The 16,324-nt window shown below is 54.1% G+C and carries 15 protein-coding genes; 7 read left to right on the forward strand and 8 right to left on the reverse strand.

Annotated features, from left to right (window positions below; all coding sequences use genetic code 11):
• Window positions 1-168 precede the first annotated feature (168 nt).
• From FYZ48_RS01030 to FYZ48_RS01040, 3 genes are all read left to right on the forward strand, one after another.
• On the forward strand, window positions 169-540 hold the full coding sequence (locus FYZ48_RS01030) for a hypothetical protein (protein ID WP_149336611.1): 372 nt from the start codon (window positions 169-171) through the stop codon (window positions 538-540).
• A 79-nt stretch (window positions 541-619) separates the two neighbouring features.
• Window positions 620-928 (forward strand): hypothetical protein, encoded by a 309-nt coding sequence (locus FYZ48_RS01035; protein ID WP_149336613.1) that lies wholly within the window; start codon window positions 620-622, stop codon window positions 926-928.
• Window positions 929-1,102: 174 nt separating this feature from the next.
• Window positions 1,103-3,328, forward strand: a complete 2,226-nt coding sequence (locus FYZ48_RS01040) for an acetylxylan esterase (RefSeq protein WP_187781814.1) — start codon at window positions 1,103-1,105, stop codon at window positions 3,326-3,328.
• A gap of 12 nt (window positions 3,329-3,340) precedes the next feature.
• On the opposite strand, the gene FYZ48_RS01045 is transcribed toward FYZ48_RS01040, so the two are convergent.
• Window positions 3,341-4,273: a polysaccharide deacetylase family protein gene (locus FYZ48_RS01045; RefSeq protein WP_149336617.1), complete on the reverse strand. Its 933-nt coding sequence runs from the start codon at window positions 4,271-4,273 to the stop codon at window positions 3,341-3,343.
• Window positions 4,274-4,439: 166 nt separating this feature from the next.
• On the opposite strand from FYZ48_RS01045, the gene FYZ48_RS01050 reads away from it, so the two are divergent.
• Together FYZ48_RS01050 and FYZ48_RS01055 are read left to right on the forward strand one after the other, a co-directional pair.
• Complete coding sequence (locus tag FYZ48_RS01050; protein WP_149336619.1) at window positions 4,440-6,017, forward strand: sialate O-acetylesterase; 1,578 nt, start codon at window positions 4,440-4,442, stop codon at window positions 6,015-6,017.
• Between the two features lie 151 nt (window positions 6,018-6,168).
• Window positions 6,169-6,609 (forward strand): hypothetical protein, encoded by a 441-nt coding sequence (locus tag FYZ48_RS01055; RefSeq protein WP_145038433.1) that lies wholly within the window; start codon window positions 6,169-6,171, stop codon window positions 6,607-6,609.
• Window positions 6,610-7,542: 933 nt separating this feature from the next.
• On the opposite strand, the gene corA is transcribed toward FYZ48_RS01055, so the two are convergent.
• From corA to FYZ48_RS01085, 6 genes are all read right to left on the reverse strand, one after another.
• Window positions 7,543-8,637, reverse strand: coding sequence for a magnesium/cobalt transporter CorA (gene corA, locus FYZ48_RS01060; RefSeq protein WP_145182008.1), 1,095 nt, complete (start codon window positions 8,635-8,637; stop codon window positions 7,543-7,545).
• A gap of 152 nt (window positions 8,638-8,789) precedes the next feature.
• Window positions 8,790-10,349, reverse strand: a complete 1,560-nt coding sequence (locus tag FYZ48_RS01065; protein ID WP_149336621.1) for a bifunctional GNAT family N-acetyltransferase/carbon-nitrogen hydrolase family protein — start codon at window positions 10,347-10,349, stop codon at window positions 8,790-8,792.
• Between the two features lie 127 nt (window positions 10,350-10,476).
• Complete coding sequence (locus FYZ48_RS01070) at window positions 10,477-10,914, reverse strand: hypothetical protein (RefSeq protein WP_149336623.1); 438 nt, start codon at window positions 10,912-10,914, stop codon at window positions 10,477-10,479.
• 103 nt (window positions 10,915-11,017) lie between these two features.
• Window positions 11,018-11,458, reverse strand: coding sequence for a hypothetical protein (locus FYZ48_RS01075; protein ID WP_149336625.1), 441 nt, complete (start codon window positions 11,456-11,458; stop codon window positions 11,018-11,020).
• Between the two features lie 20 nt (window positions 11,459-11,478).
• Entirely contained in the window at window positions 11,479-11,934 is a 456-nt protein-coding gene (locus FYZ48_RS01080) for a hypothetical protein (protein ID WP_149336627.1), read from the reverse strand.
• A gap of 46 nt (window positions 11,935-11,980) precedes the next feature.
• Window positions 11,981-12,955 (reverse strand): hypothetical protein, encoded by a 975-nt coding sequence (locus tag FYZ48_RS01085; protein ID WP_149336630.1) that lies wholly within the window; start codon window positions 12,953-12,955, stop codon window positions 11,981-11,983.
• Between the two features lie 627 nt (window positions 12,956-13,582).
• On the opposite strand from FYZ48_RS01085, the gene FYZ48_RS01090 reads away from it, so the two are divergent.
• Both FYZ48_RS01090 and FYZ48_RS01095 read left to right on the forward strand, forming a co-directional pair.
• On the forward strand, window positions 13,583-14,521 hold the full coding sequence (locus FYZ48_RS01090; RefSeq protein ID WP_145181989.1) for a DUF1559 domain-containing protein: 939 nt from the start codon (window positions 13,583-13,585) through the stop codon (window positions 14,519-14,521).
• A 92-nt stretch (window positions 14,522-14,613) separates the two neighbouring features.
• Window positions 14,614-15,141: an Ig-like domain-containing protein gene (locus FYZ48_RS01095; RefSeq protein WP_149336632.1), complete on the forward strand. Its 528-nt coding sequence runs from the start codon at window positions 14,614-14,616 to the stop codon at window positions 15,139-15,141.
• 48 nt (window positions 15,142-15,189) lie between these two features.
• Here the strand turns inward: FYZ48_RS01095 and FYZ48_RS01100 are convergent, their stop codons facing one another.
• Window positions 15,190-16,323: a succinylglutamate desuccinylase/aspartoacylase family protein gene (locus tag FYZ48_RS01100; protein WP_149336634.1), complete on the reverse strand. Its 1,134-nt coding sequence runs from the start codon at window positions 16,321-16,323 to the stop codon at window positions 15,190-15,192.
• Window position 16,324 lies beyond the last annotated feature (1 nt).

The raw sequence follows: 16,324 nt of genomic DNA on the forward strand, positions 1-16,324 counted from the left end.
TTCACCGTAGTCTGACACACCTATCTCCAGCAAGGTTCAGAGCTTCCCTGCTGTTTTCTTTTTTTCCCGGAATCATCCAACGCCTTCTGGTCTGGGGGCGTAATGTTAGCAGAAGCGTTTAACAGAGAACTTTAACTGCAGAAGCCATCAGAATAGAAAGCTCTGACCATGTGCTGCTCGCTGTTTAAAATCAGTTTATCGCTGCTGCTGGCAGCCAGCCTGATGTTTCCTGGCAGCTGGTGCTGTCAGGCTCTGGAACAGCATCATCTGCAGGCCGCTGCCCCCCCTGCACCGGAACACCTGACCCATACCGATCAGGACCAAAAGCCGACAAGTACCACGGGCAGCCACCCACACTGTGATGAAACGCTCTTTGCATCTACGGGTAAATCCCGCCTGTCCGTCAATTCTGCTCCGTTCGTGGGTAGCGAGACCATCGCTGCCGGCACGCACTCTGCCCAGGAATTGATTCTGGCCGGCCTGGATGCCCCCGTTTCCGCTCAACCTCTGCACCTGATGCATTGTGTCTGGCTCTGCTGATCATGGGAGTTCGCTTTCCAGCGACCCACGATTATCTCAACCAACACATATTAGACCATCAACTCAGAGGAGATCCGTCATGTTGACCAAGATCTTTACCGCTACCGTATTGTCTGTCGGCGTAAGTATGTCTGCTACCGCGAGTACGCAGACCAGCAATCATCACAAACAGAACTGCAATCCGTATCTGAAATCCTGTCAGGCTGGCACGAATTCTTTCCAGACGCAGGCCCTGCCTGACTGCTGCAAAACCAGTCTGGCCTGTGGTGAGCAGGCCCTGCAACTCCGAACAGCTCAGAATACATGGGTGGAAAGCCTGAACGCGACCCGATTACCGGGAAACGGATTTCTCATCGAGCGACCACTGGCCAACGCCCCACCCTGCTGAAGCATTCTACCTCCTGAAAGATAGATCGTCTCTATCTTTGCACCGAAATCCCCTGCAGTTTTAAGCTTCCTGCAGGGGATTTTTTTTATGCCCTGCGGTTTGAGATTCCCCCACTGCTGCGCTACGATAGAACCGACATTTCCCCATGACGCTCCTCCTGAAAGAAGGTCAGCCATGAAACGTTGGTCCGTTTGTCGTGTTCTGCTTCTCTTAATTATTCTCTCTGGCAGCAGCCCCCCCTTCTTACAAGCAGAACCGATCCCGCGGGAATTACAACGCTGGCTTACCCCTCAAAACTGGCAGCGCGATACCGACGGACCGATCCTGGAGCTGGGACGCCCGGGCACTTACGACGATACACACATTTTTGCCCCCTGCGTGAGCCTGGAACAGGGAACCTATTCCCTCTGGTACTGTGGTTCGAGAGGTGCCGTGCAGGATCGCATGTTTGTTCTGGGACGAGCGGACAGCAATGATGGCATTCATTTCAACAAGAACCGACAGAATCCGGTCTTTTCCTTTGGCGATGGCGAGCACTCCGTATTAACGCCTACCCTGCTCCGTTCAGCCAACGGTCAGACGCTGCGTGAAAACGGGCGACTGCGGATGTGGTTCTCCGCGACAGACTTCCATGACGAAACCGCCCTGCACCAGTTATACGAAGCGGACAGTCTGAACGGGTCGGAATGGAGCGAGGCGGGATCTGATAATCTCAAACACGTTTACGCGCCGACCATTCTCAAAACCGGACGCACGTACCAGATGTGGTTTACCGATGTGTCGCAGGATCCCTGGTGCATCCGGCATGCATCCAGCCTGGATGGAAGTAAGTGGCGGGTCTCTCCTGATCCGGTACTGGCGCTCGACCAGAACTGGGAATCGGGGCGACTGTTTTATCCGACGGTTCTCAAGCTGGGCGATGCTTACCTGATGTGGTACGGCAGTTACTGGACGGAGCGGGAGAATACGACCGCACTGGGATTCGCGGTGAGCATCGACGGACTCAACTGGTATAAGCATCCGCAAAACCCGGTGCTGCGTCCGGATCCTGAGCGTCCCTGGGAATCGCATTACGTCACCAGCCAGTCGGTGATGCAGCTGCCCGATGGCCGCTTTCGCATCTGGTATGCCAGCCGCAAACAGCCCCCGTTTCTGAATAAATATTTCGCCATCAACACCGCACACTGGGAAGGGCCCGCGCAAGCAGAAACGGAACCGCCGGGCCGTCCAGCGAAGGTCGCGTTCCCCGAATGGCAAGCGGAAAGCCGCGCCCAGCTCAAAGCGATGCTGGGGATTCCGGAACAGAAAGTCGCGCTGGAAAGCGAAAAGCGGGGTGAGCTGGAACGGGATGGCCTGGTCATCGAAAAATGGGTCTTCACCAGCGAGCCGGGGTCAAAAATTCCCGCGGTCGTGTATCGCCCCAAACAAATCAAAGCACCTGCGCCGGCGATCGTTTTGACGTACGGCCATGGGGGGAGCAAGAGCCAGTGGCAGTACAATTACGCGGCACAAGCCTATGCGAAAGCGGGGCTCGTCTGCCTGGCCATGGATCCGATTGGTGAAGAAGAGCGGCACATACAGGGACGACTGGGCACGCGGGCCCACGATCCGAAGTCTGTGCATGAGCGGGCCTGGAATGCCGGTCGTCCGATCATGGGTAAGCTGGTCTTCGACACAATGCGGGGGATCGATTTCCTGCAGGAACGGAAAGACGTGGATTCGAGTCGGATTGGCGTCGCGGGGAATTCTCTGGGCGGTGCCGTCGCGAGCTGGATGGCGGCACTGGAGCCGCGAATCAAAATGGCCATCGTCTCCGGCTGGGCTTATGACAATGTTACGCTGCGGAGCAAATATTGCACGAAAGTTCCTAATCAGCAGATGCGCGAGCGATTTACCTGGCCTGAGTTTCTGTCACTGGCTGCCCCGAATTGTGCCGTACTGGTGATGAATGGTGACGCTGACTGGATCATCGACTCCGACAATGACGGGACCGCCTGGCGTGGCACGCGGGCTGTCGTCGAACAGGCCGGGCAAGTCTATGCCGACCAGGGAGCTGAGGGAAAGGTGAAGGCTTGGTTCGAAACGGGGGGCGGCCATCGTCCCTATATGGCGCATCCGGATGCCCTGCTCTGGATTCAGCAGCAACTGGGAACACCTGCGCTGACGGCAGAGCAGATCAAAAACATGCCAACCGTCAATTCCGGACGCTGGTGTGATGCGGAGCAGATCAAACTGGAGCGACTGTACGGCACCGACCTGCATCAGCGGGGTGCCACGCTGGCGGATTTTGGACTGTCGCTCATCGATCGCAGCCAGCTGGCGTGCCTCAAACCGGAGGAACGAGGCACACCTGAGTTTACGCTGGAAGGCTGGCTGTCACAGATTGAACGCAACGAATAGCTGTAATGACGGCTATTCGGCCTGGGCAAGTTTCTGCTTAGCCATCTCGTGGAACTCTTTCCAGGTGATGACTTCGATGCCCAGATCTTTGACCTCTTTGATGACCGCCGGGTCGGTAAACACGCGGCGGTCGCCATCGCGGCGGGAGGAACTGTGAGTGATGTTCTGCAGTTCCTGGTTGTTAAATCCACAGTGAATGATGATCTGCGTGACTCCCGGCTTGAGTTCACGAATCTTTTCGAGGTAAGCCTGCTTCCGCTTTTCGTAGTCGGGTTCTCCATAAAACTGAACCAGTTCATCGAGCACAGGGAGCCCGTTCTTTTCCAGGACTTCCTTGAGCTGTTTGCCCTTCTCTGCGATCACGCCGTACTTTTTCGGATCGAGATTGTTCACAAACAGGACCGGCAACTGATATTCGATGCCCAGATTGACGTACATCTCCAAGAGGTCGGGCCGACTGACGACTGCCCCCATGTGGGTATCCAGATGTGAGAGGGGGACGCCGAATTTGCGGGCCCGTTCGATCTGTGCCCGCAGCTCCTTCTCGGCATCTTTAACGTTCACATGCTGCATCACCTGTCCGACGTTGTCCCAGAGATAATTCTCTTCATCGAGCAGACTCGGTACCTGATCCCGCGAGGCGACCGGTCCCCAGCGGTAGTTTTTCCACTCGGAATTCAGCGTCAGATGGATGCCGAAATCCTGTTCGGGGTTCTGTTTCGCGTAGGCAGCAAACTCTTTAAACCAGGGACAGGGCACCATAATACTGGCCGAGGAGACGATGCCTTTCTGCATGCCCTCAATAGTGGCGAGGTTCACCGAGTGCGACATGCCGGCGTCGTCGGCGTGAATGATTACGTAGCGTTTCTCGGAGGACTTCTTGTTTTCCGCCTGAACCAGGGGGAGAAAACTACAACTCAGAACCAGGGACCACAGCACAGTCATTTTCCGTTTCATGAATCACCATACCAGTTTAGAAGAAATGAATTGAGAGATTTGCTGTCGCGATTTGAATGGAATCGCTTGAAAATGCAGTCTATTCAGTTCAAGCTATAGAAGCAAACTGTTTGTTATGACTTCTCCAGTTTACTCATCCTGCAAGGAACCACAGATGAATTGTACTTCCGCGAAACGACTTGCAGCTACAGTGCTTGCACTCAGCTGTCTGTATCTGATGAATCTCAACGAGGCGCAGGCCAAAATCAAACTGCCTGCCATTATTGGCGACCATATGGTCCTGCAGCAGGGTCAGAAGAACCCGCTCTGGGGCTGGGACGAACCCGGCACGAAAGTGACCGTCACCGTTGATGGCCAGTCTCACACCGCTACCGCCGATGACAAAGGGAAATGGCAGGTGAACCTGGAACCGCTGAAAGTCGGTGGTCCTTACGAAATCACTATCAAGGGAAGCGACAGCGTTACCCTGAAAGACGTACTCGCCGGCGAAGTCTGGATCTGCTCCGGTCAGTCAAACATGGCCTGGACAGTCGCTAATGCCAACGATGGTGATCTGGAAATCATGACCGCCAACTATCCCAAAATCCGATTGATATCGGTTCCGCAGGTGGGAACACAGGAAGCCCAGGATGACTTTAACGGCAAATGGGAAGCCTGCTCGCCCGCAACGGTTCCGAACTTCTCTGCCGTCGGTTACTTCTTTGGTCGCCAGCTGTACCAGACTCTGAATGTTCCCATCGGGCTGATTGACAATGCCTGGGGTGGTTCTTCAGCCGAAGCCTGGGTCAACCGGAAGCGTCTCGAAGACGAACCTGCTTTCAAAGCCATGCTGGAAAAATGGAAAAAAACGGAAGAGACCTACAATCACGAGCAGGCTGTCGCCGCTTACAACAAACGGCTCGATCAGTGGAAAGCCGCTGTGAAGAACGCCAAAGCTGCCGGCAAGAATCCTCCTAACCGTCCCCGTGCTCCGCGGAACCCACTGACCGGCAACCATCGTCCGGCCAACATTTACAACGGCGTATTGCATCCGACCATCGGTTATGGCATCAAGGGTGTGATCTGGTACCAGGGAGAATCAAATGCGAACCGGGCTTACCAGTATCGTAAACTGTTCCCGTTCATGATTCAGAACTGGCGTGATGAGTGGAAGCAGGGCGATTTCCCCTTCTACTGGGTTCAGCTGGCTGACTTCCGTGCCGAAAAACCGGAACCGGCTGACAGTGACTGGGCCGAACTGCGTGAAGCCCAGACCATGACCATGAGCAAGCTGCCGAACACGGGTGAAGCTGTAATTCTGAACCTGGGTGAAGCATCCGACATTCATCCCAAGAACAAACAGGATGTGGCCAAACGCCTGGCCCGCTGGGCGCTGGCCAAAGATTACGGCGTTGATATCGTCCACCAGAGTCCGCAGTACAAATCGATGGAAGTCAAAGGCAACAAAGCCATCCTGACCTTCGATCATGTGGGCGGCGGACTGGATACATTCGACGTCACCACTCCCATCGGCTTCACCATCGCCGGTGAAGACAAGACGTTTGTCAAAGCCAACGCCAAAATCGTGGGCAAAGACAAAATCGAAGTCTGGAGCGATGCGGTCGCCAAACCTGCTTCTGTCCGTTATGCCTGGGCCGATAACCCGGTCTGCAACGTGCAGAACAAGGAAGGCCTGCCGCTGACCCCCTTCCGCACCGACGACTGGCAGGGTGTGACAGCCGGTAACGAGTAATTCACTCAACTCTGTTTGAGAGAAGAAACGCCTCGGGATAATCTCCCGGGGCGTTTTTTTTTGTATAATCATGCATCAATCCGGGGTTGTTTAAAACAATCGGGAACTCGAAAATCTTGAAAGTTCCCAGATCTCAGAAACGGTTCCAGTCATGCCCGAAGAACGAACAGATCCATACGTGGCCGTCGTGGTCAGAATTCCAGAAGACTACTTCTCAGATGAGGATGAGATCTGCCTGGAGGCAGCGACGTACGTTTGCACGTTGCTGGAAGAACACCTGATCCAGGACGGACATACTGTACCGGAATGGTATCAAGGGGGATGTTCTGAGGATTGGGGCGTTTACTTCGAAACCATACTGTCTGATGAAAAAATCGAATACGGCATCATGTTCTTTCCGGAAGAAAAGGGAGCCGAACAGCGTTCGATCATGGTCCGCTACCTGCCCTGGCAGGGATTCTGGAAAAGTCTGTTCTTCAAACAACCTGACCTTGCGGCCGCGCATCCGCTGCATGAGTCAATGGAACGATTCGGGAAGCAGTTTGAGTCGTACCGAATGCTGACGCAATCACAGCTTGACCAGGAATACTAGAGAGCGTTGCTTAATTCGAATCGTCCCTATTTCCAACGCCTAATCCAGGCGAACGCCCTGTGGCTTATTCACCTTTACTGCTGTCAATGATTCAAGACATGATCAACAATTTATTCTTACCGAGGTGATAACAACGTTCTCTGAATTTCGCTCGGAATGATAAGTTAACGTTGCCAAACTCACCGAGTCCCCTGCCCGCTGCTTCTTTCTCTGCGCGTGATCTGCGCGACGTTCACTGCTGACTGATATTCAGCTCGCCCGAACTGTGCCGATGGGTATGATTCCCGGTTTGTATCGCCAGGTAGAATTGAGCTTGATTTTGTGACGGTGGTACGCATGCGTTTCTGCTGAGGCGCCGAAGCGAGTCAGCTTTGGTTTCACTGATGATGATATTGGGGATTGTCTGGATCGGCACGGGGAGGTCAAGAGAAAATGCAAGCTGAAATCGAGTTGAGTCACTCTGAATATGCAGTGAGTTGCCTGCGAAATGCTCTGAAAGTGCTCCGAAATGATTTGAAATCTTACGAGACAATGCGAAGTGGTGCCGCGTGTTCCGGTGAAAACAGTCGGAAATCGACCAGGATTCAGGTGCTGCTGCGTCACTTGTTCGTGAAATTCCAGTGCACGCATCACCCGCCTCGCGCGCGAAGCACAATTGCACAAGGATACGATTCGGAAAAAGCGGATCAAGGTCAAACTGTTCAGCGAAATCGCCCGAAAGAGTACGCGATGATCAGGTGGAAATGGGAAGTGGTGAACTGGAGGGGATGCCTGCCTCGTCGGTTTCCGACTCGAAGAGCGGAGTACGAATTCCGTGTGAAGAATTCGAGTCAGATCGCTTTCACCGGGGCCAGGGTATGCAAAAACAGCAATCAATTACCGCCAGGCGGGCAGACACATGGGTCTGCCCCTACAACGGAGGGTTGAAACTTGTCACAACCACTTTTTCTTTTTGAAATAGATCAGCAAGACGATAGGGATGGTCACGAAGAAGACCCACAACGTGGGGTAGGCCCATTTCCATTTCAGCTCGGGCATGTATTCAAAGTTCATGCCGTAGATGCCGGCGATGAAGGTCAGCGGGATGAAAATCGAGGCGAAGACCGTCAGGAGTTTCATCACTTCGTTCATTTTGTTACTGATACTCGAGACGTAAATATCCAGCAGTCCGGCCAGCATGTCGCGGTAGGAATCGACCGATTCGTTGATGCGGAGCACGTGATCGTAGACGTCGCGGAAATAGATGTCGACCTTCTCGCTGAACAGGACATGGTCCGAGCGGAGAATGGCGGCGACCAGTTCGCGCTGCGGCGAGGTTGCCCGGCGGATGTCGATCAGTTCCCGCTTGAGATGCTGGATGGACGTCAGTGTGCAGGAATCAGGGTCGTCGAGCAGTTCCTCTTCGATGGCATCAATGCGTTCGTCCATGGTATCGAGCAGGACGAAATTCTGGTCGACGATGGAATCGATGATAGCGTAGGTGAGATAGTCGGTCCCCAGGGACCGGATTTTCCCGGTCTGGTTGCGGATACGCTGAATCAGGGGAAGAAAGAGTTCGTCTTTCTGTTCCTTGAAAGTGAAGACGAAGTCATTCAGGACCAGGATGCTGATCTGTTCGTAGTTGACTTCGAACTTATCGGGGGCAACGGACTCGTTAGCGACGGACTCATCTGCAACGGTCAGCCCTTTGAGGACGATGTAGAGATAGTCGTCGTATTCCTCGAACTTGGGACGTTGGTGCGTGTTGAGGATGTCTTCCAGAACCAGCGGATGAATGTCGAAGTGCCTGCCGATGAGTTCGGTGACTTCTACATTCTTAAGACCTTCCAGGAGGACCCAGGTGATCGATTTTTTGTCCCGGAACTTAAGCAGATCCTCGACGGTTTCGACCACCGGTTCTTCCAGATCGCCGGGGGAATAGTCGACGACCGAGATCCGGGTGTCTTCTTCATCAAAGTCTCCCACATGGACCAGCGATCCCGGGGGCATCCCCGCTTTTTTGGAGATTCCACTATAAGATTCCAGCATAACACGTTCCCGTTGTACGCGGACTTTCTGTTCGGATTCCATAACCATTTGAAATACACTTTATTTCTCGGGGACAGGATTGATTTCATTCCCCTGGATTTTAAAGGATTTCGACTTTGATCGCGAGATTAAACCCTGATTTGCAACGCACTCTAGACTTCAAAGGAGTTGCCATCTTCCTGATATACGACCCGATAAAGTTCCGTGCGGCGGTCGTGCCAGTTCTGAACACTGCCCGATTCGCGGTGACGTCTGAGCTGTTCGAAGTCGAGATCGTGGATAATCACAGTTTCGACATTGGGATTACATTCCGCGGCGACGGCGTCGCGGGCGAACTCGACATCCGCGGGGGTAAAGATCCCGGACTGAGCGTAATGGATGTCTGCATTCTCCACGAAAGGCAGGTTGCCCGTGCAACCGGAAATGGCGACATACAGATGATTTTCCACGCAGCGTGCCTGGGCACAGTGTCTGACGCGGAGATAGCCGTGGCGGGTATCGGTGTTAAAGGGAACGAAGACGATCTGTGCCCCCTTCTGCGCCGCGATGCGGGTCAGTTCCGGGAACTCGATGTCGTAGCAGATCTGAATGGCGATCCTGCCACAGTCGGTGTCGAAGACTTCGACGCGGTCGCCGGGGCTTACACCCCACCATTTGCGTTCGCTGGGGGTGATGTGAATTTTGTACTGCTTGCCGATCGAACCATCTCTGCCGAACAGATAGGAGGTGTTATACAGCGTGCCATGCTCGACCACGAACTGCGAACCGCCGATGACGTTGACGTTGTATTTGACCGCCATCTCGGTGAAGAAATCGAGATACTGGGGTGTGAATTCCGCCAGCCGACGGGCTGCCTGCCCGGGGCGCGTCGGTTCCACACAGGAGAGGAGCTGCGTAGTAAACAGTTCCGGAAAGAGGATGAAGTCGCATTTATAATCGGAGGCCGTATCGAGAAAGAACTCGCACTGCTGGGCGAACTCATCGAAGCCTTTGACAGAACGCATCTGGTACTGGACGACGCAGATACGGATCTGTTCCACCGTGCTGTGAAACTTGCGTTTGGCACCGGGGACATAGTCGAGGTTGGTCCAATCGAGGTAGGTCGCGTAGCCGCAGGATTCGGTATCGGAGGGCAGGTAATTGGGAATCAGCCCTTCTACAGAGAAGCCGTTAGCCAGCTGTGCGGTGAGCACCTGATCGTAAATCGCTTTATCGACCACCTTGTCGATGTATTCGCGAGCCGAGAGGGTTTTGGCATAGTGGTGATAGCCGGGAATGCGACCAGCGATAATGATGCGGGACAGGTTTTTATTCCGGCAGAGTTCTTTGCGGGCATCGTAGAGGCGTCGGGAAAGCTTCATGCCCCGGAATTCGGGATGGACCATGATCTCGATCCCGTAGAGTGTATCCCCCTTGGGATTGTGATTGCGAATGAAACCGTCGTCGGCGACGGCTTTCCAGTTGTGCCATTCCAGCGCGGGATCGAAATCGAGAATCAGGCTCGACGAAGAAGCGGCCAGCCGCCCGTCGATCTCGACACAGAGCTGGCCCTCCGGGAAGGTTTTGAGCTGGCTCTCGATGTGTTCACGTCCCCAGGTCTGCATGCCGGGAAAACACTGTTTTTCCATTTCCACCAGTTCGTCGAAGTCGTCCATCGTCAACTGGCGAACTTCGATTTTCCACTCAAACTGCTTCAGATCCAGGGGTTCCATGATGCATCCTTTTAAAATGTTACGCTTTTACGGCTCTATTATCTTCTCTGAACGCGATTTTGAACAGAGGCGTTTTTGTAGATTGCGGGTACAAGGCGTGAGAATTGAAATTGAAGGTGAAAGTCTGCTACCCATCGCTGAGATTCTGTGCGGACGTCTGTGGATCAAACAGGGTTCTGATTTCCGCGTCCCGCAGGAGGATCAGCGTCCAGATCCCGAGGATGGTTCCCAGGGGAACGGAGACACAGACCAGGGCGGCCCCGACGACACACCCGGTGAGGTGTCGCGTCTGCAGAATCCAGACGCCGGTCAACAGGCAGATGACGGGATAGGCCCAGAGGCAGATCTCCACGAGCGTAACCGCGGTCTGCATGATCGAGCGAAACCGGGCGGAGACCTGTTCCGTCGCCTGTTTCTGTGCGGGTTGTTCAATGATCTGCTGCATCCCCTCATTGATTGCGGAGATCATCGGGTAGACAGCCAGCAGCAGAGTCAGATGCAGGACGCCCCAGAGGATCAGCAGCTTACCGGCCCGCTTGAGCCGCGTTTGTTTCTGTTCGTTCAAAAGAACCTCAAGAGTTTGATTTGCAGACAGATTCACAACCGGAGAATTATGGTCGGCAGAGTAGTTCTGTCAATGTTCGCGCGGACACAGAAGCAGAAATATTTCAATCGAGGAAGTCCGCCTCCCGCAGCGCTGCCCGTTCCTGGAACAGCTGTTTTGTGTTCCGGTTACAGAGTACGAACAATGCCCAGCCGCTGAGGATGGTCCCCAGGGGAAATGCAATCAGCGTCACAATCGCCCCGACAATACAGGATCGATGACTGAACCGTTTCAAGATAAAAGTACCGGTCAGGAGACTGATCACGGTGAAACCGAACGAGAATATCAGCATGCCCAGCAGAAAGCTCTGCCGCATCGCACGCTGCTCTTTGAAGCCGTCATACGGTTTTCCGTCGGGCGTGCGGAGATCTGTATTCGCGAGGGGGTCAGCGTTAATCTGCTCTCCAATCCGGCTCAGAAACACCAGGTTGAAGATCGACAGAATCCCCAGGATCAGAAAGAGGGTGCCAATCAGGTTGAGCTGGCTGGCTTTGGTCATGGGCATCAGAGGGATTCCTCAATCATTCAGTCCAGAAAGTCGGCGTCGCCCAGATCGGTCCGCTCAGCAAACAGGGGGCGTGTGTGCTTATCATACAGGGTCAGTAAGGACCAGATTCCCAACGCCGTCCCCAGCGGAAAGGAAATACAGATCAGAGCCGACCCGACGACGCAGAGTGTGAAGTGTCTTTTGCGGCGGATGTTGATACCGGTTGCCAGTAGAAAACCACCGACGGCAAGAGATAAGACGCCGACCAGAACATACAGGACAATAAATGCAGACTGCATCTCCTTGAACATTTTACGTGGATCGGGGCCCTCATGAGGCCGCGGAAAATCCATATTCATGACTGATTGCATCATCATAAAATGGACCGGAATAAACAGTACCATGAGCAGACTGAAGCCGGCCAGTACCATAAACAGGATACTGATGACATTGAGCTGCTTCTCAATCTTTTCGGTTTCGAGGGACCTCTGCATGGCGGCAATACTCCGGCAATCGGATGAACGTGGGGACCCTTTGATCTTAGTGGACCATTTCCCAGAGAGCAAATCCCAGTGTGAACATTGGATTGAGAAAGTGGATCCAATCGGGGTTTGGCTGTTGAGGCCGCTGGGCTTCGACCGGGCCCCGTTCTCCTGTCTCCGGGTAGCGGGCTTCGACAGGCCATTCGAACGGTTCTTTCGTCAGATCATTCAGTATTTTATAGCCAGTGAGGTCTGGTTCATCCCATTCCCCGGGTTCAAAATTAACTTCCGAAAAAATATAAACGCTCGACTGATTTCCGCCGGGATGAATCAATTGGATGGCTTTCAGTCGCCAGGGCGCCTTTGCCAGGTAAAGCTTAAATTCCTGATATATCGCAGCCTGCTTGGGGCGTTTGGGTTTCCCCGCGATCCAGATATGACTTTTGTTTTCGCGAATGACCTGGAACATGCTGCCCTGAATCATACTTTCAAGGCGTTTCTTATTTGGCATTCCGGGAACAAACAAAAGGGGGCTGTCGACGGACTTAAAAAAGTCGCCAAAATCGAAAGAAACAATGATCATAGACCCTTGAGGAACAGGAAAAATATCGACTGTTTTTTCAGACTCATCGATCTTCAACAACCGGTCCGTGAGCCAGTACCAGGCCTCAGGTTCAGTATCCTGATATTCGTAAGCTTTCCCCCGCCTTCCCTGTTTGAGAGATTCTTCCCTGGGTCTTCGGGCAAGAGCGTTCCATTTCACGAAACCACGATGCGGTCCCAGATAGCTGAATTCGCCTGCTGCATGTTTCTGGACTTCAAATACATCGTCATACCAGATACGAAGAAATTTAGCCTCGACCCTGGTGCAGTTTCGATGGGCCTCGCTCCACTCCCGCAGGCCCCGGAGGGCCCGGGTTTCGTCGGCGGCTGGCAGCAGGGGTTTGACGGCTTCCAGGGGGAGCGAGTCGGCCTGCAAGAACCTGGTCAGACTGGACAGGAGCAGCAACAACAGCAGACAGCGGTAGATCATGATTGTCCTCCCTGGAATGATCGTGGACCGGGGCCTCCGGTTTTCCAACCCCGCCGGACCGATGGCTTCCTGCTGGCGGAGTCGTTGAGAGACGAACGATACCGGATCTCTCCGAACCGGTCAAAGAGAATCTCCGAGCTGCTTCACCAGCAAACAAGTGGTCGGGGCGTGTGCCCTGCCTGGCGATCCTGGAGGCTTCCCGGACGTAAGCAATTGTCCGAATTTGAATTAGGTATCACCGGCGGTCACCGGGTAAGACATTCCCCAAAAATTTCCAGAAATTTCCAATTTTTTTCCGTTGCTTTTTAAACTTTGGAGTGTTTAATGTCGCGTCAGCTTGAAAAAGCAATCGCAACAGGCATTTTCTTTTCGTCCCGGCGCTCAGCTATTGGTCTCGCACAGGCTCTGTTGATACGAGTTGCTGTTCCAACACAAATTTTGCGTTCTTATCGTGAGATTTACGAACTACTCAGCATCATTCTGCGAGCCCCTCAAGGGCAGGTCCCTTTAGCCTTATTTCTGTCTCAAACCTGCTGTGTAAACGTTTTCGGAACTTCTGGAAACAGGATAAGAATACAAGATTCTGGTTTTCCATTTCTTTCTTTTTATCCTTGTTCGGAGACGAAAATGAGACTGCTTAACGTCAAACGTGGCTTCACCCTGATCGAATTGCTGGTCGTGATTGCCATCATCGCCATTTTGATCGCCCTGCTCTTACCGGCAGTCCAGCAGGCACGCGAAGCGGCACGGCGGAGTTCCTGCAAAAACAATCTGAAGCAGATTGGCCTGGCGCTGCACAACTACCATGAAACCCACCGCACCTTCCCGCAGATGCAGGTGGAAAGCGTCCGCACCATCGCCGGCGACATCCCCACGGAAAGCTACCTGGGCTGGAGCGTAATGCTGCTGCCCTTCATGGATCAGACCAACCTTTACAACCAGCTCAACATGAATGCCCCCTGGCGCACCGTCGCCGGTGTCGTTCTGCAGCCAACCGTGATCAATACCGTGATTCCGACATTGAACTGCCCCTCGGATCCCATGGATGGCGTCAACACCAACATCAATTCATGGGGAAAATCGAACTACCCGGCTCTGTACTCCCCTTCCCGGTACCTGACCGCGTCAACCACACAGGGTTACACGGGAGCGTTTAACAACCACGCCGTCACCCGCATGCGGGATCTGACCGACGGTTCCAGCAACGTGATCATGATTGGAGAACGTACTACCGAAGACCGTGGTTCAGGAGCCATCTGGATCGGTTCTTCTCCGCTCAACAGCGCGACAGCCGGTAACTATGGCGACTGGCCTTACCACACGGCACTGGTCCGCAACTGGCAGGGATCTTCGACGGCACCGATTCCTTCGACCATCTACCTGATCAACGGAATCAACCAGACGGACGGCCTCAAATATGCGTGGAGCTTAAGCAGCTCGCACACTGGTGGCTGCCACTTCCTGCTGGGCGACGGTCGGGTGAGATTCATCAGCGAAAACGTTGATGCCGAGACGCTGATCTACCTGGCTGCCATCAACGACCACAACGTGATCGGCGATTTTTAATTCACGATGCGTGATGACAAGACGATCCCGGTTTCCGCATCTGGCTGAAACCGGGTTTTGCAATATTACTCCAGCGCAGGAATGCTATTTTAATGTACCAGGAAACCAAACTGACGCTTCAGGCTGCACAGCCGAGGCGCGTTCTCACACTGTTATTCTTGACCGTCCCCCTGGTCTGCCTGGGATGTTCCCGGGGTGGGGATGACATCAAACTGGCCCCGGTCTCCGGGGTAGTGACGATGGACGGAAAGCCGCTGACCAACGCCATCGTGATATTTTCACCACAAAAAGGGAATCCCTCGTCAGGTCGCACTGACAGCTCCGGGAACTACACGCTGACATACCGTGATCAACTGAAGGGAGCCGTTCCAGGCAGCCACAGTATCACCATCATCACTGCCCCGCCGGAAAGCCCCCGCCAGTCAGAAGACTCTGGCGTTGCGGAAGTGATTCCCGTTGACACCTTTGCCAACTCCGACCAGGGGGTTCCCAAGCTGAAACTTCCCAAGGATACTTTCAAGAAAGATCCGATTCCAGAACGGTATAACAGCAAATCCGAACTGAAAAAAGAGGTCGTCGAAGGCAAAAACAAGTTCGATTTTGAGCTGCAGTCCAAGTAGAGTTTCCCTGTAGAGGGAGACTGAAAACGGTGCTGCAGGACTTTACGACTATTCCGCTGCAGTCGCTTCGCCGTTGCCTTCCGAGTGCTGGCGGAGCTGCTGTGCTTCGTCAGTGGGCTCTTCGACCACGAGGTTGGTCGAAAGCTCTTCAGCGACCTGTCCTTCCAGGCTGTCCTCTTCAGAGCGGGAACGCCTGATCCGGGAGGGCCTGGTCTCGGGAGGCAGTTTGCCGAGGTGACAGACCGGCTCGCCGGGGCTGATCGCAGGCAGCGTGGTCATCCCGATGACGACCGAATCGAAGGGTGCATACAGCATGCTGCGTTCGCGGCCCAGAATCGTGGTGTTAGTTGCCAGGGGCTGATCTTTCTCGACGATATCCCCGGGCTTAACGTGGAACTTGAGGAAGCCTCCCCGCTCGGCACGGACCCAGTTGGTCTTATCGATAATGACCTGGTAATCGGGACTCTCATGTTCCCCTTCAAGCATTTCGAGATCGCGGAGCACGTTCTTCACGCCTCGCACCGCTGACTCCACAATGCCCGGCTCGACCTTCCAGACCTCGCCCCCTTCCATAATGATGGTCGGACAGCCGATGGAACAGGCTTCACGCCGGAAAGCTCCCTGGGGCCCCTTGCCATTGATGATGACTTCGGAGCCAAATGCCTGGGCCAGTCGTCGAACTTCCTTATTGGAGAGGTCACCTCTAACGTTGGGATAGTTGGTCCGTCGCACCGACGCTGTGTGCAGGTCGATTCCATAGTCACTGCGGGAAACGATTTCGTCGAAGATAATCCGCGCCATGCGACTGGCCAGACTGCCATTCGCGGAACCGGGGAATGAGCGATTCAAGTCGCGTCGATCCGGCAGATAACGCGAGTGCCGGTCAAAGGCGAGCAGATTCAGTACGGGTACGAAAATCACGGAGCCCCGCAGCAGATGCAATTCCGTATCCTGGATCAGATTACGGATCGCCCCGGTACCGTTAATTTCATCGCCGTGCAGCGCAGCCGTCACAAAAACGACCGGCCCTTCTTCCTTGGCGCGGCGGATATGAATAGGAATCTTTACATTCATACTGCTGTAGCTTTCGCTGACAGCCAGCTTCACATCACGGGAAGTGCCGGGGGGAATCGGATCGCCATTCCACTGGTCGATCGATTTACGCGGACGGATTTTCTTCATC

This window comes from Gimesia chilikensis (genome assembly GCF_008329715.1).
GTDB classification, from domain to species: Bacteria; Planctomycetota; Planctomycetia; order Planctomycetales; family Planctomycetaceae; genus Gimesia; species Gimesia chilikensis.

Excerpts from the sequence above, each read along its gene's own strand:
- FYZ48_RS01030 (WP_149336611.1), top strand. The coding sequence starts at position 169 with ATGTGCTGCTCGCTGTTTAAAATCAGTTTATCGCTGCTGCTGGCAGCC.
- FYZ48_RS01035 (WP_149336613.1), top strand. The coding sequence starts at position 620 with ATGTTGACCAAGATCTTTACCGCTACCGTATTGTCTGTCGGCGTAAGT.
- FYZ48_RS01040 (WP_187781814.1), top strand. The coding sequence starts at position 1,103 with ATGAAACGTTGGTCCGTTTGTCGTGTTCTGCTTCTCTTAATTATTCTC.
- FYZ48_RS01045 (WP_149336617.1), bottom strand. The coding sequence starts at position 4,273 with ATGACTGTGCTGTGGTCCCTGGTTCTGAGTTGTAGTTTTCTCCCCCTG.
- FYZ48_RS01050 (WP_149336619.1), top strand. The coding sequence starts at position 4,440 with ATGAATTGTACTTCCGCGAAACGACTTGCAGCTACAGTGCTTGCACTC.
- FYZ48_RS01055 (WP_145038433.1), top strand. The coding sequence starts at position 6,169 with ATGCCCGAAGAACGAACAGATCCATACGTGGCCGTCGTGGTCAGAATT.
- corA (WP_145182008.1), bottom strand. The coding sequence starts at position 8,637 with ATGCTGGAATCTTATAGTGGAATCTCCAAAAAAGCGGGGATGCCCCCG.
- FYZ48_RS01065 (WP_149336621.1), bottom strand. The coding sequence starts at position 10,349 with ATGGAACCCCTGGATCTGAAGCAGTTTGAGTGGAAAATCGAAGTTCGC.
- FYZ48_RS01075 (WP_149336625.1), bottom strand. The coding sequence starts at position 11,458 with ATGCCCATGACCAAAGCCAGCCAGCTCAACCTGATTGGCACCCTCTTT.
- FYZ48_RS01080 (WP_149336627.1), bottom strand. The coding sequence starts at position 11,934 with ATGCAGAGGTCCCTCGAAACCGAAAAGATTGAGAAGCAGCTCAATGTC.
- FYZ48_RS01085 (WP_149336630.1), bottom strand. The coding sequence starts at position 12,955 with ATGATCTACCGCTGTCTGCTGTTGTTGCTGCTCCTGTCCAGTCTGACC.
- FYZ48_RS01090 (WP_145181989.1), top strand. The coding sequence starts at position 13,583 with ATGAGACTGCTTAACGTCAAACGTGGCTTCACCCTGATCGAATTGCTG.
- FYZ48_RS01095 (WP_149336632.1), top strand. The coding sequence starts at position 14,614 with ATGTACCAGGAAACCAAACTGACGCTTCAGGCTGCACAGCCGAGGCGC.
- FYZ48_RS01100 (WP_149336634.1), bottom strand. The coding sequence starts at position 16,323 with ATGAAGAAAATCCGTCCGCGTAAATCGATCGACCAGTGGAATGGCGAT.